The following is a 19,228-nucleotide window of genomic DNA, read 5'->3' as shown; positions in this document are numbered from 1 at the left end:
ACGGCTTAACAAAACCCTAACAACATAGGGTTGAAAAAGTGGCAATAACCCAAATAATTCTTATGTATTAATCTAGACGTATTACGCGTATTTATTGTGTTAAAAGACACGCTTCGTTACAACCTTAACGACGATTTCTGTATTGAGAGGCCAACCGTGAGTCTATTTGATAAAACGCATCTTGTCGCCCAGGCGGATGCGCTGCCTGGACGCAATACCCCCATGCCAGTGGCGACGCTCCACGCAGTTAACGGCCACTCGATGACCAACGTCCCGGCGGGGATGGAAGTGGCGCTGTTCGCCATGGGCTGCTTCTGGGGAGTTGAGCGCCTGTTCTGGCAATTGCCGGGGGTTTACAGCACCGCCGCAGGTTACACTGGCGGCTATACGCCCAATCCGACCTATCGCGAAGTATGCAGCGGCCAGACCGGTCACGCGGAAGCGGTACGCGTGGTTTATGATCCGCAGGTGATTAGCTATGAGCAGTTATTGCAGGTGTTCTGGGAAAATCACGACCCGGCGCAGGGTATGCGGCAGGGTAACGACCACGGCACCCAGTACCGCTCGGCGATTTACCCGCTGACCCCGGAACAGACGGAGGCGGCAAAGGCCAGCCTCGCGCGCTTCCAGGCGGCGATGAACGACGCGCACGATACCCGTCACATCACCACCGAGATCGCCACCGCCAAACCGTTCTACTATGCCGAGGACGATCACCAGCAGTATCTGTATAAAAACCCGCACGGCTATTGCGGCATCGGCGGCATTGGCGTCTGCCTGCCGCCTCAAGCGTAATTCTGATTTCCGCCTCAACAGCGAGGCGGTCAATGAACGCTCTGGCGGCTTTACATTCCCTTACGCTATACTAGCCAGTGTGACAGCCGGTCCAGCGCCTTCGGACCGGTTTTTTATGTATTCCACATTTGAGTTATCAACTTCCCTTCCGAGGATCTGGCCTCAACGGTCAGAAAAGATATGTTAAACAGTATTTTAGTAATACTCTGTCTGATAGCCGTCAGTGCGTTTTTTTCGATATCGGAAATTTCACTGGCAGCCTCACGTAAAATCAAACTGAAACTGCTGGCCGATGAAGGCAACGTCAACGCACAGCGGGTGCTGAAGATGCAGGAGAACCCGGGCACCTTCTTTACCGTCGTGCAGATTGGCCTCAACGCCGTCGCCATTCTTGGCGGTATTGTGGGCGACGCGGCTTTCTCACCGGCGTTTCATAGCCTGCTCAGCGGGTATTTGTCGCCGGAGCTCTCCGAGCAGCTGAGCTTCATCATCTCTTTTACCCTGGTCACCAGCTTGTTCATCCTGTTTGCTGACCTGACTCCGAAACGCATCGGTATGATTGCGCCCGAAACAGTGGCCCTGCGCATCATCAACCCGATGCGCTTCTGCCTGTTAGTCTTCCGCCCGCTGGTGTGGTTGTTTAACGGCATGGCCAACATGATCTTCCGCATCTTCAAACTGCCGATGGTGCGGAAAGACGATATCACTTCCGATGATATCTATGCCGTGGTCGAGGCCGGCGCGCTGGCCGGGGTGCTGCGCAAGCAGGAGCATGAGCTAATTGAGAACGTGTTCGAGCTGGAGTCCCGCACCGTTCCTTCCTCCATGACCCCGCGTGAAAGCGTCATTTGGTTTGATTTGCACGAAGACGAGCAGAGCCTGAAGAATAAAGTGGCCGAACATCCGCACTCGAAGTTCCTCGTCTGTAATGAAGATATCGACCACATTATCGGTTACGTCGATTCAAAAGATCTGCTGAACCGCGTGCTGGCGAACCAGAGCCTGGTGCTGACCGGCGGCGTACAGATCCGCAACACGTTGATCGTGCCGGACACCCTGACCCTGTCGGAAGCGCTGGAAAGCTTCAAAACCGCCGGGGAAGACTTCGCGGTGATCATGAATGAATACGCGCTGGTGGTCGGGATCATCACTCTCAACGACGTGATGACCACCCTGATGGGCGACCTCGTCGGCCAGGGGCTGGAAGAGCAGATCGTCGCCCGCGATGAAAACTCGTGGCTGATCGATGGCGGTACGCCGATTGATGACGTGATGCGCGTGCTGGATATCGACGAGTTCCCGCAGTCCGGGAATTACGAGACCATCGGCGGCTTTATGATGTTTATGCTGCGTAAAATCCCCAAACGCACCGACGCAGTGAAGTTCTCCGGCTATAAGTTTGAGGTCGTGGATATCGATAACTACCGTATCGACCAGCTGCTGGTGACCCGCATCGATAACAAGCCAACGGTGCTGGTGCCGAAGCAGGCGGAAACGGCGGAAAGCCAGAACGCCTGAGCGTAATCTTTTCTCTCTCCTAAGGGCGGATGACCATCCGCCCTTTTTTATGGCTCGAATGTGAAGCGGCTCACGCCCCTCTGCCGATAGCAGATTACTCCTGCTCGATAGCGAAACGTTCATGACTCCCCGACGCGCAAAAAGGTAACGTTGCTCGCATCAACACGATCATATTCCTGAATAAAGGAAGCGAGGGTTACCATGATAACGTCAAATAAAAATTACTTTATCAGCTGTCTGTTTTTCCTGTTCTTCTTTATAGGTTGGGGATGCTGCTACCCTTATTTATCCCTGTGGTTGACGGAAACCATCGGTATTAACTACACAGACGTCGGCCTGGTTTATTCTTTCACCGCCATTGTCGCCGTCTGCGTTCAGCCATTATTCGGCTTCATCTCCGATAAACTGGTGTATCGTAAGAATCTGATGTGGATGCTGGCGATTATTATCACGTTATTCGCCCCTTACTGGATTTATGTCTTTGCTCCCCTGTTAAAAATAAATGTGTTCTTCGGCGCGCTGGCTGGCGGCCTTTATATTGGCATGGCCTACGGCGCCGGCTGCGGGATTTGCGAAGCCTACATTGATAAAGTCAGCCGCGCCTCCGGCTTCGAATTTGGTCGGGCGCGGATGTTCGGTGGCATCGGCGCTGCGATCGGTACCTTTGCGGCAGGAAAACTCTACGGCATTGATCAGAATATGATTTTCTGGTTGGCCAGCGGCGCAGGCGTCTGTCTTATGGCGATTGTCTGGAAAATGCAGATCAGCGCCCACCCTCAGCAGGGGCGGCTGTCCGGCAAAGCATCGCCGGTTACCCTCCGCGATGCCGTCTCGCTGTTAAAAATTAAAAAATTCTGGTTCTTCGCCCTCTATGTCATTGGCGTCGGGGCGGTCTATGAAACCTATGACCAGCAGTTCGCTATCTATTACAGCCATTTCTTTGAGAGTAAAGCCCGGGGTGCAGAAGTCTTCGGTTATTTAACCACGGGTCAGATTTTCCTTGATGCCATCGTGATGTTCTTTGCGCCATGGTTTGTGAATAAAATCGGCCCGAAAAATGCGCTGTTATACTGCGGGCTGATTATGAGCTTGCGTATTATCGGCTCCGCGTGGGCTATTGGCCCTGTCTCCATCAGTCTGATTAAACTCCTCCACGGTTTTGAAAGCTCGGTACTACTTGTCGCGGCATTAAAATATATTACGGCTAACTTTAATCCTCTGCTGTCAGCGACCGTTTACTTAATTGGCTTCCAATTTTCGAAAAGCTTTAGCTCTATTTTTCTCTCGACCGGTATCGGCCATATGTACCAGAGCATGGGCTTTACCAGTAGCTATATCGTACTCGGCGGTATCGCTCTGTGCTTCACGCTTATTTCTTTTATTACGCTGGATAAAGCGCGTGTCTTCTCTTCACAACCGGTGCCCGCGAATTAATGTAGGAGGTAGTGTGTATGTCTCATTTATTTTATGGCGTGGCGTATTACGATGAATATATGCCGGAAGATCGGCTGGCTAAGGATATCGCCTTAATGCGCGAAACCGGCATTAACGTGGTGCGTATTGCCGAGTCCACCTGGAGTACGCTGGAGCCTGAAGAGGGCCAGTATAATTTCTACCATATCGACCGGGTGCTGGAGGCGATGCATGAGGCCGGCATTGCGGTCATCGTCGGGACGCCCACCTACGCGGTCCCGGCCTGGCTGGCGGCGAAACATCCCGATATTCTGGTCACCACCGTCGCGGGGCAGCAAAAATATGGTCCGCGGCAGATCATGGATATCGTCAACCCGACCTTTCGCCGCTATGCCGAAAAAATTATCCGCACGCTGATGGCCCATGTGCAACACCATCCGGCGATTATCGGCTGGCAACTGGATAACGAAACCAAGCATTACGACAATATTGGCCGCTATATGCAGGAGGGCTTCGTGCGCAGCCTGCAGGAGAAATATCCTGACCTCAGGCAGCTGAATCACGATTTCGGCCTGGATTACTGGAGCAACCGCATTGACCGCTGGCAGGATTTTCCGCCGGTGGAAAACACCATCAACGCCAGCCTCGCCTGCGCCTTCTCCCGCTATCAGCGTCAGCAGGTCACCGAGTATCTGGCCTGGCAGGCGGCCATCGTTCGGGAATACGCCCAGCCGCACCAGTTCGTCACCCACAACTTCGATTTCGAATGGCGCGGTTACTCTTACGGCGTGCAGCCGCGGGTCGACCATTTTGCGGCGGCGCAGGCGCTGGATATCGCCGGCGTCGATATCTATCACCCGAGTCAGGCACACCTGACCGGACGGGAAATCGCCTTTGGCGGCGCCATCACCCGCTCGCTTAAGCCGGGCCAGAACTACTTCGTGCTGGAAACCCAGGCTCAGGGCTTCGCCCAGTGGACCCCCTTCCCGGGCCAGCTACGCCTGCAGGCATTCAGCCATATCGCCTCCGGCGCCGCCATGGTCTCCTACTGGCACTGGCATTCGATTCATAACGCCTTTGAAACCTACTGGAAGGGGCTGCTCAGCCACGACTTCTCGCGCAACCCAACCTGGCAGGAAGCTACCACCATCGGCGCCGATTTCGCCCGCCTGTCCCCGCAGCTGGCGGAGCTGAAGGCCGAAAATGACGTCGCGTTGCTAATAAGTAATGAGGCGATGGACGCTCTCAATCACTTCCTTCCCGGCGACGCCAGGGGCAACATTTATAACGATATCTTCCGCCGCTTCCACGATGCGCTGTATGACCACAATATCAGCCTCGACATCATCCACGATGTGAACGAGGAAACCTCGCGCTACCGGGTGCTGATCGTTCCTGGTCTGTACGCCGCCGATGAGGGCCTGCTAACGCGGATTAACGACTATATCGCCCGGGGCGGCAGAGCGCTGATCGGCTTTAAATCAGGCTTTAGCGATGAAAACGTCAAGGTGCGCAGCAGCGCGCAGCCGGGGGTTTTGCGCCAGAGCTGCGGCGTCAGCTACAGCCAGTTCACCCTGCCGGAAGAGACGACGGTAAGCTCTTGCTGCGCAGAGATTGATTGCCGCAATGACAATCAGGCTGAGCTGTGGATGGAATTGCTGACGCCCGATGACGGGACCCGCACCCTGCTGCGCTACCAGCACCCGGCATGGGGCGAATACGCCGCCGCAACGGAGGCGGATTACGGTCAGGGTCGCGCCCTGTACGTTGGATTTCTGCCGCAGAAGGGCCTGATTAGCCAGCTGTTTGATGTCCTGACGGCGGATCTCACGCTGAACTCGCGAACTTCCGCCTATCGCTATCCGTTAGTGGTTAAAAAGATGCGTAACCGCGCCGGAAATAATATCCACTTCCTGTTCAATTACTCCGGCGAGGCGATGGATGTTGTCAGCGAGACCCTGGGTACCGCGCTGCTGAGCGGGGAGACAGTATACGTCGGCCAGCCGTTGCGCCTCAGGGCCTGGGAATTTACTATCATCGAAAGCTAACGACGCGGCGGCGCTCAGGTGGAAGAGAGAATGGAACTGGATATCAATGAGCTACTCAATTTCTCGCCATTGATGAAGACCTTTACCTTCAATGCCTGGGTCGTCGCAGGCTTCACGCCGATTACCCGCGGCTCCACGCTGGACTACTACATTAATCGCCCGCAGGGGATGAAAGGTTACATCATTAATCTGACCCTGCGCGGCCAGGCGCGGGCGAAAGCGGGCGATGGCTTCCTGCTGTGCCGGGAAAACGATCTGTTGCTGTTTCCTCCCGGCGTGCCCCATCATTACGGCAGGGACGAACACAGCGAGTACTGGGACCATCTGTGGATCTACTTTATCCCCCGCCCCTACTGGATAGACTGGCTGAAGTGGGACCAAACCACCCACGGTATCGGCAAAACAACCATTAACGATCCCGACCAGCTCCAGCAACTGCGCGATCTGTTCTACGAAGTGATACGCCACCACTCTGCGTCCGTACCGCTGTCAGAAGCGCTGGCAATGAACGCGCTGGAGAGATTAATTCTCCGCTGTTTTCAACAGCAACCCATTAGCAACCGCCATGCCCACGACCCTCGGATTAACGCCATCTGTGACTATCTTAACGCCCATATTGCGCAGGAGGTAAAAATCGAGACTCTGGCGGCGATGGTGTTTATCTCCCCTTCACGTCTGGCGCACCTTTTCAAAAATGAACTGGGGCAAACGGTCTATGCGTGGCGGGAAACGCAGCGCATCAACCGCGCCAGGTGGCTTATTCAGAGCACTTCGCTCCCACTTAACAAAATTGCTTTATCGGTGGGCTACAGCGATCCGGTCTATTTCACCCGCTTGTTTCGTAAACATAACGGCATCCCACCGGGCGAATATCGCAAACGCTATGCGGAAATGAAGGGCTAAAAACATCAACGGCTCCCATCGGGAGCCGTCTTTTACCTACTACGTACTGCTACGTGCCAGGTTATGCCATCTCAGTTTGCAGACGCAACACCTGACGATTGACTTCGGACATCACTGACAGATGCAGCTTGTCCTTGACCTTCGGGATAAGGATTTTGCCCTTATCAAATTCAAATGCGCCAACGTCCTTGATGTACAACCGTCCACGAAACAGGATCTTCACGTACTTCGCCACTTGCAGCGGATTGTAGCGTTGGAAAATTTTCATTCTTCTCTCCTGCCAGGGTTACGCTCTTGTGGTGCCACAGTTAGCCCACGTCTTGGGAGCGCAAATTTTAATGCCCTAAAACTATAGTCCAGAATCTCAGAGGGACCCAGTATGTATAAGTTTATTTACCCTTTGATGACAATAATTCAGAATTTTCGTTTCAGACATACGATGAAGTAAGTATAAGTCGCCGTTTTACGACTAATTTGTGCGTCAACACGCAAACTGGCATCCTCATTGCGGGTAATCACCGCCAATCGCACTTATGATTAAACGAGACCAAGTGGTCGGATCACCTGCATAAAAATGATTAAGGATTGCGCATGACCCTACGTAGCATACTGGCCGCCTCGTTACTGCTTCTCCCGCTGCTGGCCACAGCGCATAACTTCGTCGACGGCCAGCGCGTGGCGCCCGTTGGCGTCGCGGATCGGGGAGAGCTTATTCTGGATAAGGATAAGTTTAGCTATAAAAACTGGAATAGCGCCCAGCTGGCGGGAAAAGTGCGCGTGGTCCAGCACATCGCCGGACGCTCGTCAGCAAAAGAGAAGAATGCCAACCTGATCGAGGCGATTAAAGCGGCGGGCTTCCCGCACGATCGCTATCAGACCACCACCATTGTAAACACTGACGACGCCATCCCGGGCACCGGGATGTTTGTACGCAACAGCATTGAAAGTAATAAAAAGCTCTTCCCATGGTCGCAATTTATCGTCGACAGCAACGGCCTGGTGCGGAAGGCCTGGCAGCTGGACGAGAAGAGCTCAGCGATCGTGGTGCTGGATAAGAACGGGCGTGTGCAGTGGGCTAAAGACGGCGCCCTCACCCAACAAGAGGTGCAGCAGGTGATCGACCTGCTGCATAAATTGCTTAATAAATAGAGACCCGGAAGCCGGGGTTGAGGAAGGATTCACGCGGCGTGTAGTCGAGGGTTTTCCCCTGCCAGTCGTGAACATGCGCCCCGGCGGCCACCGCGACCGCATGGCCGGCGGCAGTGTCCCAGGTGCTGGTCGGCCCGAAGCGCGGATAGAGCTGGGCCTGACCTTCCGCCACCAGGCAGAATTTCAGCGACGAACCGATTGAGGTGGTCTGGTGTTCGCCAAGTTGCTCAAGGTACTCCTGCAGCTCCGGATCGTTGCTGTGGGAGCGGCTAATCACCACCAGCGGCGGACGGGCATCGCGGACCTGGATCTGCTTGCGTACGCCGCACTCTTCTTTCCAGGCTTTGCCATTTTGCGCGCTGTACATCACCTTCATCACCGGCGCATAGACAACGCCCAGCGTCGGCTTGCCGTTTTCAATCAGCGCGATATTGACGGTGAATTCGCCGTTACGCTTAATAAACTCTTTGGTGCCGTCCAGCGGGTCGACCAGCCAGTAGCGCTGCCAGTGCTGGCGCACTTCCCACGCCGGCGGGTCCTCCTCGGAGAGGATCGGGGTATCCGGATCCAGCGCCTGCAGGCCGCTGACAATGACTTTATGCGCTGCGATATCCGCCGCCGTGACCGGAGAATCATCTTTCTTGCTGGCGACGTTGATCGGCTGGTTTCCATCGTAGACTTCCATGATGGCATCGCCCGCATTCCGTGCAAGCTGACATACTTGTTCTAACATTCTCCACCTCGTCTGGTTACAGTGGCGTTAACTCGTTGTTTTATTTATATCGCATCACCGCGAGTTCCGCTATCTGTGATAACGATGGCGGTTTCTCTGCCCGCTTTTCTGGCAAGATTCACATTTCTGTAAGCAACAGAATATAAATACATTTTCTTCTGTGCTATCGCTCATAAAAAAGGACGCCTCTGATGATTAAGTTTAGCGCAACGCTCCTGGCCACGCTGATCGCCGCCAGCGTCAACGCCGCGACGGTCGACCTGCGGATCATGGAAACCACCGATCTGCACAGCAATATGATGGACTTCGACTATTACAAAGATGCCGCCACGGAGAAATTCGGCCTGGTGCGTACCGCCAGCCTGATCGAACAGGCGCGGGCAGAAGTTAAAAACAGCGTGCTGGTGGATAACGGGGATGTGATCCAGGGGAGCCCGTTAGGCGACTATATGGCGGCAAAAGGGCTCAAAGAGGGCGATGTACATCCGGTGTATAAGGCGATGAACACCCTGAATTACGCCGTCGGCAATCTGGGCAACCATGAGTTCAATTACGGTCTCGACTTCCTGCACAAGGCGCTGGCCGGGGCGAAGTTCCCCTACGTGAACGCCAATATCATCGATGCCAAAACCGGAAAACCGATGTTTACGCCGTACCTGATCCAGGATACCCTGGTCGTGGACAGCGACGGTCAAATCCACACCCTGCGCATCGGCTATATCGGCTTTGTGCCGCCGCAGATCATGACCTGGGATAAAGCTAATCTTAACGGCAAGGTGACGGTCAATGACATTACCGAAACCGCGCGCAAATATATCCCGGAGATGCGGGCGAAAGGGGCTGATGTGGTGGTAGTGGTCGCTCACTCCGGCCTCTCCGCCGACCCGTATCAGGCGATGGCCGAGAATTCGGTTTACTACTTAAGCCAGGTGCCCGGCGTGGACGCCATTATGTTCGGCCATGCCCACGCGGTGTTCCCGGGTAAAGACTTCGCCAACATCAAAGGCGCGGATATCGCCAAAGGGACGCTAAACGGCGTACCGGCGGTGATGCCGGGAATGTGGGGCGATCATCTCGGGGTGGTCGATCTGGTGCTAAATAACGACAGCGGTAAATGGCAGGTAACTCAGAGTAAAGCGGAAGCGCGGCCAATCTATGACGCGGTGGCGAAGAAATCACTGGCGGCCGAAGATGGCAAGCTGGTGTCGGTGCTGAAAGCCGATCATGACGCCACTCGCGAATTCGTCAGCAAGCCGATCGGCAAGTCCGCCGACAACATGTACAGCTATCTGGCGCTGGTGCAGGACGACCCGACGGTGCAGGTGGTCAACATGGCGCAGAAAGCCTACGTAGAACACTATATTCAGGGCGACCCGGATCTGGCGAAGCTGCCGGTGCTCTCCGCCGCCGCGCCGTTTAAAGTCGGCGGGCGTAAAAACGATCCGGCGAGCTTTGTCGAAGTGGAGAAAGGCCAGCTCACCTTCCGCAATGCCGCCGACCTCTATCTCTACCCCAACACCCTGGTGGTGATGAAGGTCAGCGGGAAAGAGGTTAAGGAGTGGCTGGAATGCTCTGCCGGACAGTTTAACCAGATCGATCCCGCCAGCAGCAAGCCGCAGTCGCTGATCAACTGGGACGGCTTCCGCACCTACAACTTCGACGTCATTGACGGGGTGAACTACCAGATCGACGTCACTCAGCCGGCCCGCTACGACGGCGAATGTCAGATGATCCATCCGCAGGCAGAGCGTATTAAGCACCTGACCTTCAATGGAAAACCGGTTGATCCGCAGGCTACTTTCCTGGTCGCGACCAATAACTATCGCGCTTACGGCGGCAAATTCGCCGGCACCGGTGAGAGCCATATCGCCTTCGCCTCACCGGATGAAAACCGTTCGGTGCTGGCGGCGTGGATTGGCGCGCAATCGAAGAAGGAAGGCGCGATCCATCCGGCGGCGGATAACAACTGGCGTCTGGCGCCGATCCACAGCAACACGCCGTTGGATATTCGTTTTGAGACCTCGCCTGGCGACAAAGCCGCGGCGTTTATCAAAGAGAAAGCGCAGTATCCAATGCGCCAGGTGGCCACCGATGATATCGGCTTCGCCATTTATCAGCTGGATTTGAGCAAGTAATGCCTGTTCCCCGGCGGCGCTGCGCTTACCGGGGCTACAGGGAGTGATACATTTTCACTCCCCGTGGTTAGCCAGCACCGAGGGCAGATTAACCTCGATCCAGTCCGCCAGGGCGGCCACCTTCTCGCTCACCTGCAGGCCGAGCGGCGTGAGGCTATATTCAACGTGCGGGGGCACCACCGGATAAGAGACGCGGTCGATAAAACCATCCTGCTCCAGCGCCTGCAGCGACTGCGCCAGCATCTTTTCGCTGACCCCGCCCATCTTACGGCGCAGATCGCTGAAACGGTGGGTTCCCTCGCGCAGCGCCACCAGAATCAACACGCCCCAGCGGCTGGTGACATGTTTAAGCACATCGCGCGACGGGCACTGTTCCGCAAACAAATTGCCGGTGCGCAATTTCTCGCTCAGCGTCGGTTCGGCCATTTCACACTTACCTTTTTGTACGTACTTACTAAAAGTTAGTTAAGGTGGTAGCTTACCACAACTGCCAATAAACACGAAGGAGAAGACCCATGATCGCTCTTACCGGTGCCACCGGCCAGCTTGGCCACTACGTTCTGCAAGACCTGCTTAACACCGTCCCTGCCAGCCAGATTGTGGCGATTGTCCGCAACCCGGCCAAAGCCCAGGCGCTCAGCCAGCAGGGCGTGGTTGTCCGCCAGGCCGACTACAGCGACGAAGCGGCGCTGACCGCCGCGCTGCAGGGCGTGGATAAACTGCTGTTAATCTCCTCCAGCGAAGTCGGCCAGCGTGCTGTACAGCACCGCAACGTCATTAACGCCGCCAAAGCCGCCGGAGTGAAATTCATCGCGTATACCAGCCTGCTGCATGCCGACACTTCGCCGCTGGGTCTGGCCGCAGAGCATATCGAAACCGAGCAGATGCTGGCCGACTCTGGTATCGCTTACGCCCTGCTGCGTAACGGCTGGTATACCGAAAACTATCTGGCCAGCGCGCCGCCGGCGCTGGAGCATGGCGTGTTTATCGGCGCCGCCGGCGAGGGTAAAATCGCCTCCGCCACCCGCGCGGATTATGCCGCCGCTGCCGCCCGCGTTATCGCCAGTGAGGGTCATGAAGGCAAAATTTACGAACTGGCGGGTGATAACGCCTGGACGCTGAGCGACCTGGCTGCCGAGCTGAGCAAGCAAAGCGGGAAAAACGTGGTCTACCAGAACCTCAGCGAAGCCGATTTCGCCGCCGCGCTGAAAAGCGTCGGCCTGCCGGCCGGGCTTGCCGATATGCTGGCGGATTCCGATGTCGGCGCGTCGAAAGGCGGACTGTTTGACGACAGCCGCACCCTGAGTACGCTGATCGGCCGCCCGACCACCTCCCTTGCTGAAAGCGTGAAAGGCATTCTGTAACCGCCCCTCTCAGCTTTTGCGGTTGCGTCCCGGCGGTTCCTCTCCCATATTGAAGGGATAACCGTCGGGAGGCAGGCATGCAGGGCGTACCACTCCAATTTAGTGATGAAAAAGACCGCGCGCGCTTTCGCCATCTCGAACAGTTGCCCGGGGTGGAGCTTTACCACGCCCATATATCCCGCTACGCCTTTGAACCCCATACCCACGAAGCCTTCGGCATCGGCGTGATTGAGCAAGGCGCGGAGCGCTTTCGCTACCGCGGCAGTCAGCATATTGCCGCCGCAAACTCCATTGTCACCATGAATCCCGACGAGCTGCACACCGGCGAAGCGGAAACCGCCGACGGCTGGCGCTACCGGATGATTTATCTGGAGCCGGACCGTCTTGAAGCCATCACCGGGGTGCGAGACTGGTGGTTCAGCGAGGTGGTCCGCGAGGATCCCCTGCGTTCCCGACAAATTGGCCAGCTGATTTATGGCCTGTGGCATAGCGACGATCCGCTGGCCCAGCAGGGACTGCTGCTCGACCTCATCGACGCCTTCCGCCCTCTGGCCCACCATGCCTCTGCGCAAGGTGAGGCCGGGCATCGCTTTGACCGCGTGCGCGACTACCTGCACGATAACTATATGCGTCCCATCACCCTCGACGAGCTGGCGCAGGTGGCGGCGCTGAGCCCGTACCACTTTCAGCGCCAGTTTAAAGCCCACTATCACGTAACGCCCCATCAGATGCTGATGGCCATCCGTCTGTGGCGCGCCAAAGCGTTCCTCACCCACGGCATGCCCGCCGCCGAAGTGGCGATAGCCGTCGGCCTCACCGACCAGTCCCACCTGACCCGCGCCTTCACCCAGCGTTACGGCATTACGCCGGTGCGCTATCAGAAGCAGGTCGCCAGGCGCTAATGCGCAATCTCATACAATATTCCTGCCCGACCCCCTTCTACACTGCAGACAACGGTAATGACAACGGATGCAATGATGATTAGTGGTGTGTTATACGCCCTGCTGGCGGGGCTGATGTGGGGTTTAATTTTCGTCGGGCCTTTGCTGGTGCCAGAGTATCCGGCGATGCTGCAGTCGATGGGACGCTATCTGGCGCTGGGCCTGATCGCCCTGCCGCTGGCGTGGCTCGGGCGCGCGCGACTGCGCCAGTTGAGCCGGCACGACTGGTGGACCGCGCTGGGCCTGACAATGATGGGGAACCTTATCTATTACGTCTGCCTGGCCAGCGCCATTCAGCGCACCGGGGCGCCGGTTTCCACCATGATTATCGGCACGCTGCCGGTGGTACTGCCGGTGTTCGCCAATCTGCTCTACAGCCAGCGCGACGGGAAGCTGCCGTGGCGGCGCCTGTTTCCGGCGCTGATCTGCATCGCTGTGGGCCTGATCTGCGTTAACGTCGCGGAGCTGCGTCAGGGGCTGCCGAATTTTAGCCCGTGGCGCTACGGCTCCGGCATTGCGCTGGCGCTGGGATCGGTGGTCTGCTGGGCCTGGTATGCTCTGCGCAACGCCCGCTGGCTGCGGGAGAACCCGCATCAACCGCCAATGATGTGGGCTACCGCTCAGGCGCTGGTGACGCTTCCGGTTTCGCTGGCCGGCTATCTCGCCGCCTGCGCCTGGCTGCACGGTCAGCAGGCCGGGTTTCCCCTGCCCTTCGGCCCGCGTCCGGCGGTGTTTATTACGCTGATGCTGGCCATCGCGGTGCTCTGCTCATGGGTCGGCGCGCTATGCTGGAATATTGCCAGCCAGCGGCTGCCGACGGTGATCCTCGGCCCGCTTATCGTCTTCGAAACCCTGGCCGGACTGCTGTATACCTTCCTGCTGCGGCAAAGCTTACCGCCGCTGCTGACCCTGAGCGGCATCCTGCTGCTGGTGCTCGGCGTGGTCTCCGCCGTACGCGCCAGACCGGAAAAACCGATGCTGCAGCCGCTGGCGGACGAAAAAAAGTAGCCTCGCCTCCTTAAGGGGTATTCCCTCGCCAAAAAGATGCATTTAAAATACATCTTATATTCCTGATGACGAGGTAACTGCTATGGCTTTCCGTGACCAACCTTTAGGCGAGCTGGCGCTGACCATCCCGCGCGCCTCCGCCCTGTTCCGTCAATACGATATGGATTACTGCTGCGGCGGCAAACAGACCCTGGCGCGCGCCGCGTCGCGCAAAGCGCTGGATGTCGCGGTGATTGAAGCCGAGCTGGCGAAACTGGCCGAACAGCCTCTCTCCCGCGACTGGCGCGCGGCGCCCCTCGCGGAGATTATCGACCATATCATCGTTCGCTATCACGACCGGCACCGTGAACAGCTGCCGGAGCTGATCCTGCAGGCCACCAAGGTTGAACGCGTCCATGCCGATAAACCGAACGTGCCGAAAGGACTGACTAAGTACCTGACCATGCTGCATCAGGAGCTTTCCAGCCACATGATGAAAGAGGAACAGATCCTGTTCCCGATGATCAAACAGGGAATGGGCGCCCAGGCCGGGGGGCCGATCAGCGTGATGGAAAGCGAGCATGATGAAGCGGGTGAACTGCTGGAAGTCATTAAGCACATCACCCACAACGTGACGCCGCCGCCGGAAGCCTGTACCACCTGGAAGGCGATGTATAACGGTATCAACGAGATGATCGACGATCTGATGGAACACATCAGCCTGGAAAATAATGTGCTGTTCCCGCGCGCCCTCGGCGGAAAGTAAAGAAAAAGGCGCCCGCGGGCGCCCTCGACATTGTCCGTCTTATTTGGCCACTCCGGGTGGCCTTTTTTATGACGGGCCGTTGCAAGCAACGTTAAAATTTTCGTTTATTTCGCCAGCCGTTTTTTGCCGGCAAACAGCCAGCCCGCGCCCAGCAGCACAAACCACAGCGGGGTGACCATCAGCGCTTCACGGGTATCGTCTTCCAGGGTCAACAGCACCAGCACAAAGACGAAGAAGGCCATGCACACCCAGCACATGACTTTACCCAGCGGCATCTTGTAGCTTGACTTCTCATGCAGCTGAGGGCGGTTTTTGCGATACGCCAGGTAAGAGCAAAGGATGATGGTCCAGACGAACATAAACAGGATCGCCGACACCGTGGTGATCATGGTGAAGGCGGCAATCACGCTCGGGTTGACCATCAGCATCACCACCCCGCCCAGCAGACACATGCAGGAGAAGGTTAAGCCCTTCGCCGGCACCGCACGCTTCGACAGCTTGGCGAACATCTTCGGCGCCTGACCATCCTGCGCCAGACCGAACAGCATACGGCTGGTAGAGAACACGCCGCTGTTGGCCGAGGAGGCCGCGGAGGTCAGCACCACGAAGTTGATCAGGCTCGCCGCCGCCGGCAGACCAACCAGCACGAACAGCTCAACGAACGGGCTCTTGCTCGGCACCACGGAGCTCCACGGCGTCACCGACATAATCACAATCAGCGCGAAGACGTAGAACATAATGATACGCAGCGGGATGGAGTTAATCGCTCGCGGCAGGGACTTTTCCGGGTCTTTGGTTTCGGCGGCGGTGGTACCCACCAGCTCAATCCCCACGAAGGCAAACACCGCAATCTGGAAGCCGGCGAAGAAGCCGCTCAGCCCTTTCGGGAACCAGCCGCCGTCATTCCACAGGTGGGCGAAAGAGGCTTCGACCCCGGTCGGCGATTTGAAATGCATCATCACCATTACCAGGCCGACCACGATCAGCGCCACGATGGCGACAATTTTGATCATCGCGAACCAGAACTCCATTTCGCCAAACATCTTGACGGTGGCCAGGTTCAGGCCCAGCAGCAGCAGGATCACCGCCAGCGAGGCGACCCAGTCGGAGAGTCCGGGAAACCAGAACTGCGCGTAGGCGGTGATGGCGACAACGTCCGCCATCCCGGTCACTACCCAGCAGAACCAGTAGGTCCAGCCGGTAAAGTAGCCCGCCCACGGCCCCAGCAGATCGGCCGCGAAGTCGCTAAAGGATTTATATTCGAGGTTCGACAGCAGTAATTCGCCCATGGCACGCATCACGAAAAACAGCATAAAACCGATAATCATATAAACAAAGATAATGGATGGTCCGGCAAGGCTGATGGTTTTGCCAGAACCCATAAATAACCCGGTGCCGATCGCTCCGCCAATCGCGATCAGCTGAATATGTCGGTTTGTGAGATTTCGCCGTAGCGATTGTTCAGTCGGCTCCTGCTCGACAGCAGCGACTTTAACCTGATCTACCATGTGATTTCTTCCTGTTGTACCTGTCTGTGTTGTTCAGGCTCTGATGGCCCGTCGTCTGTCATTAACCCCAGCAAGGGCTAGTCGATATTAGGTAAGAATCGGAGGGATGAATACTATGATTTAGATATAATGTTAATTTTATGTTTAAAGTGAGTGTTATATCACTCATCTAACGCGAAATAGCTCACAAAAATACACCCATACGTGATGAATGCAAAACATAATTCCAATTAATTTTTAACTTAAGGATTTTACGCTATTTTTATGGCTTCCCCTGCCGCGGGGAAGAGGAAGCCGCTGCTGTTTAGATAATGTCCAGCAGTTCAACTTCGAAGATCAGGGTGCTGAACGGAGGAATCGATGCGCCAGCGCCGCGCTCACCGTAGGCGAGGTTGTGCGGGATCGTCAGTTCCCATTTGGAACCTACCGGCATCAGAGTCAGCGCTTCAATCCAGCCGCCGATCACGCCGGTCACCGGGAATTCAGCCGGTTCACCGCGAGCGACGGAGCTGTCGAAGACGGTGCCGTCGATCAGTTTGCCAGTGTAGTGCACGCGAACGCGGTCAGTACGCGCCGGGATCGGGCCTTCGCCCTGGGTCAGTACGCGGAACTGCAGACCAGACTCGGTGCTGTTCACACCTTCTTTCTCGCGGTTTTCATCAAGGTATTTTTGGCCGTCAGCGGCCATGGCCTGAAAACGCTCGCGACGCACAGCGTCAGCACGCTCGTGGATTTCACGCAGCGCGCGGTGAACGGCTTCCACCGGCACCTGCGGCTGGTTACCTTCCAGCGCATCGGCGATACCCGCCACCAGCGCTTCCGGCAGCAGCCCCTGCAGGCCGGATTCGCTCAGCTGTTGTCCAACCTGCAAGCCGATACCGTAACTTGCCTGCGCTTCGATAGTGTCAAAAGTTGGGGTTGCCATCGTTGTTCCTTTTTGGGTGATAAACATCAAGATAAAAGCGTGCGAAAGCATAACAGCCATAGCGAAATGGGTAAAACTTTGTCGGCGGATGATGACAAATCTCAGCGAAAAAGAAACAATAGGCGGCAGCAGGTTAACTTCACTTTGTTCCGGTCATCAGGACGTTAGCCATCTATACTCATGAGCAGGATATAAATATGCGGAGCAGGAGGAAAGCCATGCCCGGGCGCTTTGAACTGACATCTACCCTGGCGAAAATCTGGCACGCCCCGGATCATTTTCGCCTCCTGGACCCGCTGCCTCCGATGCACCGCCGGGGAATTATCGCTGGCTTCCTGTTGGTTATTATTGGTATTCTGCTTCCCTCCGATGATAGCCAAAGCCCGGCGTCGACCAGCCGTGAAGCGAACCTGAATCTACAGTCGCAGTCCCAGCCGCAAGCTGGCGGCAATCAGGCCGTTCCGCTGCCGCCGATCACTAATACGCCTACCGTGAGCGACGCCGATCAGATGGCGCCGGTCGCCCCGGAGCCGATTCAGGATGAGCAGCCGGATCAAGCGCAGACGCAGCAGCCCGCCGCCACCCAGCCTTATCAATCCTCATCACAGCAGTCCGCGCCGGGTATTGAGCAGCAATGGCGGACCTATCGCATCGAGTCAGGCAAAACCCTGGCGCAGCTGTTCCGCGATCATGGGCTGCCGGCCACTGACGTCTACGCCATGGCGCAGGTTGAAGGCGCTGGCAAGCCGCTAAGTACTTTGCAGAGCGGACAGACGGTGCAGATTCGGCAGAACGCCAACGGCGTGGTCACCGGGCTCACTATCGATACCGGCAACGGCCAGCAGGTGCTGTTTACCCGCCAGTCGAACGGCAGCTTTGTGCGTGCGCGATAGCAGAGAAGACGACAGCAAGCGTTACGCCGCCGCAAAATGAAAGGCGCTAAAAAGCAAAACGCCGGCACAAGGCCGGCGGTTTGTTGTTACCAGAACGTCAGAGGCCGATTACTCAGCAACCACGTTGATGATAACTTTAGCGAATACTTCGCTGTGAACCTGGAAGTTCACTTCGTGCTCGCCAACGTTACGCAGAACGCCGTTCGGCAGGCGAACTTCGCTCTTAGCAACTTTAACGCCTGCTGCAGTAACAGCGTCAGCGATGTCGCGAGTACCGATGGAACCGAACAGTTTACCTTCGTCGCCAGCTTTAGACGCGATGGTTACGGATTCCAGGGCGTTGATCTGCTCAGCACGAGCTTCAGCTGCTGCCAGAACGTCAGCCAGTTTGGCTTCCAGTTCAGCACGACGTGCTTCGAAGAATTCAACGTTTTTCTTGGTAGCAGGAACAGCTTTACCCTGCGGGACCAGGAAGTTACGAGCATAGCCCGCTTTAACGTTAACCTGATCACCCAGGCTACCCAGGTTTGCTACTTTATCAAGCAGAATAACTTGCATTACCTTATCCTCTCAAAGTCGTATTAATGGACCGTGACCGATTACTGATGACGATCAGTGTACGGCAGCAGGGACAGGTAGCGAGCGCGTTTGATAGCGCGAGCCAGCTGACGCTGGTATTTTGCACGGGTACCGGTGATACGGCTCGGGACAATCTTACCGCTTTCGGTGATGTAGTTTTTCAGCGTAGCGATATCTTTATAGTCGATCTCTTGAACGCCTTCCGCGGTGAAACGGCAGAACTTGCGACGACGGAAATAACGTGCCATATGGCTAGTCTCCAGAATCTATCAATTCAATCTGCTCGGCATGCAGAACCATTTTGCTCAAGCCGTTCTTTGCCTTATGGCAAGAGATGAACCCTCGAACGGTTACTGCGCTACCGACCGTTATACTGTGAGTAATGGCCTGGTTCTCATGACCGCTAATAATAACGGGCATCTGACACCATGCCTGCCGGTGAAAACCGGCTTCCTCCTGCACTGAACGATGCTCAAGCACGAACTGGCAGTGAGGAATTCCTGACGGGCTGACCTTACGAAGTGGAGTCCTGCAAATAATGCCGGACAGCTCCAGACGGTTGGTCATCAGG

Annotated in this window: 20 protein-coding genes; 12 read left to right on the top strand and 8 right to left on the bottom strand. The window is 56.3% G+C overall.

Going from position 1 to position 19,228, the window contains the following annotated elements:
* Positions 1–156: 156 nt before the first annotated feature.
* The 5 genes from msrA to araC all read left to right on the top strand — a co-directional run bounded on the left by msrA (position 157) and on the right by araC (position 6,677).
* The gene (msrA, locus tag KHQ23_RS23985) at positions 157–795 is read left to right on the top strand and encodes a peptide-methionine (S)-S-oxide reductase MsrA (RefSeq protein WP_002886721.1); all 639 of its coding nucleotides are present in this window, start codon (positions 157–159) and stop codon (positions 793–795) included.
* A gap of 180 nt (positions 796–975) precedes the next feature.
* Positions 976–2,313: a hemolysin family protein gene (locus tag KHQ23_RS23980; protein ID WP_002886718.1), complete on the top strand. Its 1,338-nt coding sequence runs from the start codon at positions 976–978 to the stop codon at positions 2,311–2,313.
* Between the two features lie 201 nt (positions 2,314–2,514).
* On the top strand, positions 2,515–3,747 hold the full coding sequence (locus KHQ23_RS23975; RefSeq protein WP_004210660.1) for an oligosaccharide MFS transporter: 1,233 nt from the start codon (positions 2,515–2,517) through the stop codon (positions 3,745–3,747).
* A 17-nt stretch (positions 3,748–3,764) separates the two neighbouring features.
* On the top strand, positions 3,765–5,774 hold the full coding sequence (locus tag KHQ23_RS23970; protein ID WP_004210661.1) for a beta-galactosidase: 2,010 nt from the start codon (positions 3,765–3,767) through the stop codon (positions 5,772–5,774).
* A gap of 30 nt (positions 5,775–5,804) precedes the next feature.
* Positions 5,805–6,677: an arabinose operon transcriptional regulator AraC gene (gene araC, locus KHQ23_RS23965; protein WP_004178353.1), complete on the top strand. Its 873-nt coding sequence runs from the start codon at positions 5,805–5,807 to the stop codon at positions 6,675–6,677.
* Between the two features lie 61 nt (positions 6,678–6,738).
* On the opposite strand, the gene KHQ23_RS23960 is transcribed toward araC, so the two are convergent.
* A complete protein-coding gene (locus KHQ23_RS23960; RefSeq protein ID WP_002886707.1) occupies positions 6,739–6,945 on the bottom strand; it encodes a DUF1107 domain-containing protein in 207 nt (68 codons plus the stop codon).
* Between the two features lie 323 nt (positions 6,946–7,268).
* Here KHQ23_RS23960 and KHQ23_RS23955 point away from each other — a divergent pair, with 323 nt between their 5' ends.
* Positions 7,269–7,826: a YtfJ family protein gene (locus tag KHQ23_RS23955; protein ID WP_002886706.1), complete on the top strand. Its 558-nt coding sequence runs from the start codon at positions 7,269–7,271 to the stop codon at positions 7,824–7,826.
* Here the strand turns inward: KHQ23_RS23955 and cysQ are convergent.
* Positions 7,816–8,559: a 3'(2'),5'-bisphosphate nucleotidase CysQ gene (gene cysQ, locus KHQ23_RS23950; RefSeq protein WP_004177677.1), complete on the bottom strand. Its 744-nt coding sequence runs from the start codon at positions 8,557–8,559 to the stop codon at positions 7,816–7,818. The genes KHQ23_RS23955 and cysQ overlap by 11 nt on opposite strands.
* Before the next feature lie 191 nt (positions 8,560–8,750).
* On the opposite strand from cysQ, the gene cpdB reads away from it, so the two are divergent.
* Positions 8,751–10,694, top strand: a complete 1,944-nt coding sequence (gene cpdB, locus KHQ23_RS23945; RefSeq protein WP_073553725.1) for a 2',3'-cyclic-nucleotide 2'-phosphodiesterase — start codon at positions 8,751–8,753, stop codon at positions 10,692–10,694.
* A gap of 54 nt (positions 10,695–10,748) precedes the next feature.
* Here cpdB and KHQ23_RS23940 read toward each other — a convergent pair whose 3' ends face one another.
* The gene (locus KHQ23_RS23940; protein WP_004152015.1) at positions 10,749–11,120 is read right to left on the bottom strand and encodes a helix-turn-helix domain-containing protein; all 372 of its coding nucleotides are present in this window, start codon (positions 11,118–11,120) and stop codon (positions 10,749–10,751) included.
* Positions 11,121–11,209: 89 nt separating this feature from the next.
* On the opposite strand from KHQ23_RS23940, the gene KHQ23_RS23935 reads away from it, so the two are divergent.
* The 4 genes from KHQ23_RS23935 (at position 11,210) to ytfE (ending at position 14,752) form a co-directional block, all read left to right on the top strand.
* Complete coding sequence (locus KHQ23_RS23935; protein WP_002886702.1) at positions 11,210–12,058, top strand: SDR family oxidoreductase; 849 nt, start codon at positions 11,210–11,212, stop codon at positions 12,056–12,058.
* A 77-nt stretch (positions 12,059–12,135) separates the two neighbouring features.
* Positions 12,136–12,960, top strand: coding sequence for an AraC family transcriptional regulator (locus tag KHQ23_RS23930; protein WP_002886699.1), 825 nt, complete (start codon positions 12,136–12,138; stop codon positions 12,958–12,960).
* A 75-nt stretch (positions 12,961–13,035) separates the two neighbouring features.
* Positions 13,036–14,007, top strand: a complete 972-nt coding sequence (locus tag KHQ23_RS23925; RefSeq protein WP_002886691.1) for a DMT family transporter — start codon at positions 13,036–13,038, stop codon at positions 14,005–14,007.
* Between the two features lie 82 nt (positions 14,008–14,089).
* Positions 14,090–14,752: an iron-sulfur cluster repair protein YtfE gene (gene ytfE, locus KHQ23_RS23920; RefSeq protein ID WP_004152016.1), complete on the top strand. Its 663-nt coding sequence runs from the start codon at positions 14,090–14,092 to the stop codon at positions 14,750–14,752.
* A gap of 104 nt (positions 14,753–14,856) precedes the next feature.
* On the opposite strand, the gene cycA is transcribed toward ytfE, so the two are convergent.
* Together cycA and fklB are read right to left on the bottom strand one after the other, a co-directional pair.
* Positions 14,857–16,260, bottom strand: a complete 1,404-nt coding sequence (cycA, locus tag KHQ23_RS23915; RefSeq protein WP_002886688.1) for a D-serine/D-alanine/glycine transporter — start codon at positions 16,258–16,260, stop codon at positions 14,857–14,859.
* A gap of 304 nt (positions 16,261–16,564) precedes the next feature.
* Positions 16,565–17,185, bottom strand: a complete 621-nt coding sequence (gene fklB / locus KHQ23_RS23910; protein WP_002886687.1) for an FKBP-type peptidyl-prolyl cis-trans isomerase — start codon at positions 17,183–17,185, stop codon at positions 16,565–16,567.
* A 218-nt stretch (positions 17,186–17,403) separates the two neighbouring features.
* On the opposite strand from fklB, the gene KHQ23_RS23905 reads away from it, so the two are divergent.
* Complete coding sequence (locus tag KHQ23_RS23905) at positions 17,404–18,078, top strand: LysM-like peptidoglycan-binding domain-containing protein (protein ID WP_004177687.1); 675 nt, start codon at positions 17,404–17,406, stop codon at positions 18,076–18,078.
* 108 nt (positions 18,079–18,186) lie between these two features.
* Here the strand turns inward: KHQ23_RS23905 and rplI are convergent, their stop codons facing one another.
* The 3 genes from rplI to priB are packed head-to-tail and all read right to left on the bottom strand — an operon-like array spanning position 18,187 to position 19,224.
* Positions 18,187–18,636, bottom strand: coding sequence for a 50S ribosomal protein L9 (rplI, locus tag KHQ23_RS23900; protein WP_002886682.1), 450 nt, complete (start codon positions 18,634–18,636; stop codon positions 18,187–18,189).
* A gap of 41 nt (positions 18,637–18,677) precedes the next feature.
* On the bottom strand, positions 18,678–18,905 hold the full coding sequence (rpsR, locus tag KHQ23_RS23895; RefSeq protein WP_000135199.1) for a 30S ribosomal protein S18: 228 nt from the start codon (positions 18,903–18,905) through the stop codon (positions 18,678–18,680).
* Positions 18,906–18,909: 4 nt separating this feature from the next.
* A complete protein-coding gene (priB, locus tag KHQ23_RS23890; RefSeq protein ID WP_002885722.1) occupies positions 18,910–19,224 on the bottom strand; it encodes a primosomal replication protein N in 315 nt (104 codons plus the stop codon).
* Between the last annotated feature and the right edge of the window lie 4 nt (positions 19,225–19,228).

The sequence above is a fragment of the Klebsiella sp. 64 genome (assembly GCF_018223915.1).
In the GTDB taxonomy this organism is placed as follows: domain Bacteria; phylum Pseudomonadota; class Gammaproteobacteria; order Enterobacterales; family Enterobacteriaceae; genus Klebsiella; species Klebsiella pneumoniae.
Note: the sequence above shows the minus strand (reverse complement) of the source record. Positions and strands in the feature narration are given on the sequence as shown.

Coding starts and splice junctions, on each gene's coding strand:
- KHQ23_RS23980 (WP_002886718.1), top strand. CDS start 976: ATGTTAAACAGTATTTTAGTAATACTCTGTCTGATAGCCGTCAGTGCG.
- KHQ23_RS23975 (WP_004210660.1), top strand. CDS start 2,515: ATGATAACGTCAAATAAAAATTACTTTATCAGCTGTCTGTTTTTCCTG.
- KHQ23_RS23970 (WP_004210661.1), top strand. CDS start 3,765: ATGTCTCATTTATTTTATGGCGTGGCGTATTACGATGAATATATGCCG.
- araC (WP_004178353.1), top strand. CDS start 5,805: ATGGAACTGGATATCAATGAGCTACTCAATTTCTCGCCATTGATGAAG.
- KHQ23_RS23960 (WP_002886707.1), bottom strand. CDS start 6,945: ATGAAAATTTTCCAACGCTACAATCCGCTGCAAGTGGCGAAGTACGTG.
- KHQ23_RS23955 (WP_002886706.1), top strand. CDS start 7,269: ATGACCCTACGTAGCATACTGGCCGCCTCGTTACTGCTTCTCCCGCTG.
- cysQ (WP_004177677.1), bottom strand. CDS start 8,559: ATGTTAGAACAAGTATGTCAGCTTGCACGGAATGCGGGCGATGCCATC.
- cpdB (WP_073553725.1), top strand. CDS start 8,751: ATGATTAAGTTTAGCGCAACGCTCCTGGCCACGCTGATCGCCGCCAGC.
- KHQ23_RS23940 (WP_004152015.1), bottom strand. CDS start 11,120: ATGGCCGAACCGACGCTGAGCGAGAAATTGCGCACCGGCAATTTGTTT.
- KHQ23_RS23935 (WP_002886702.1), top strand. CDS start 11,210: ATGATCGCTCTTACCGGTGCCACCGGCCAGCTTGGCCACTACGTTCTG.
- KHQ23_RS23930 (WP_002886699.1), top strand. CDS start 12,136: ATGCAGGGCGTACCACTCCAATTTAGTGATGAAAAAGACCGCGCGCGC.
- KHQ23_RS23925 (WP_002886691.1), top strand. CDS start 13,036: ATGATTAGTGGTGTGTTATACGCCCTGCTGGCGGGGCTGATGTGGGGT.
- ytfE (WP_004152016.1), top strand. CDS start 14,090: ATGGCTTTCCGTGACCAACCTTTAGGCGAGCTGGCGCTGACCATCCCG.
- cycA (WP_002886688.1), bottom strand. CDS start 16,260: ATGGTAGATCAGGTTAAAGTCGCTGCTGTCGAGCAGGAGCCGACTGAA.
- fklB (WP_002886687.1), bottom strand. CDS start 17,185: ATGGCAACCCCAACTTTTGACACTATCGAAGCGCAGGCAAGTTACGGT.
- KHQ23_RS23905 (WP_004177687.1), top strand. CDS start 17,404: ATGCCCGGGCGCTTTGAACTGACATCTACCCTGGCGAAAATCTGGCAC.
- rplI (WP_002886682.1), bottom strand. CDS start 18,636: ATGCAAGTTATTCTGCTTGATAAAGTAGCAAACCTGGGTAGCCTGGGT.
- rpsR (WP_000135199.1), bottom strand. CDS start 18,905: ATGGCACGTTATTTCCGTCGTCGCAAGTTCTGCCGTTTCACCGCGGAA.
- priB (WP_002885722.1), bottom strand. CDS start 19,224: ATGACCAACCGTCTGGAGCTGTCCGGCATTATTTGCAGGACTCCACTT.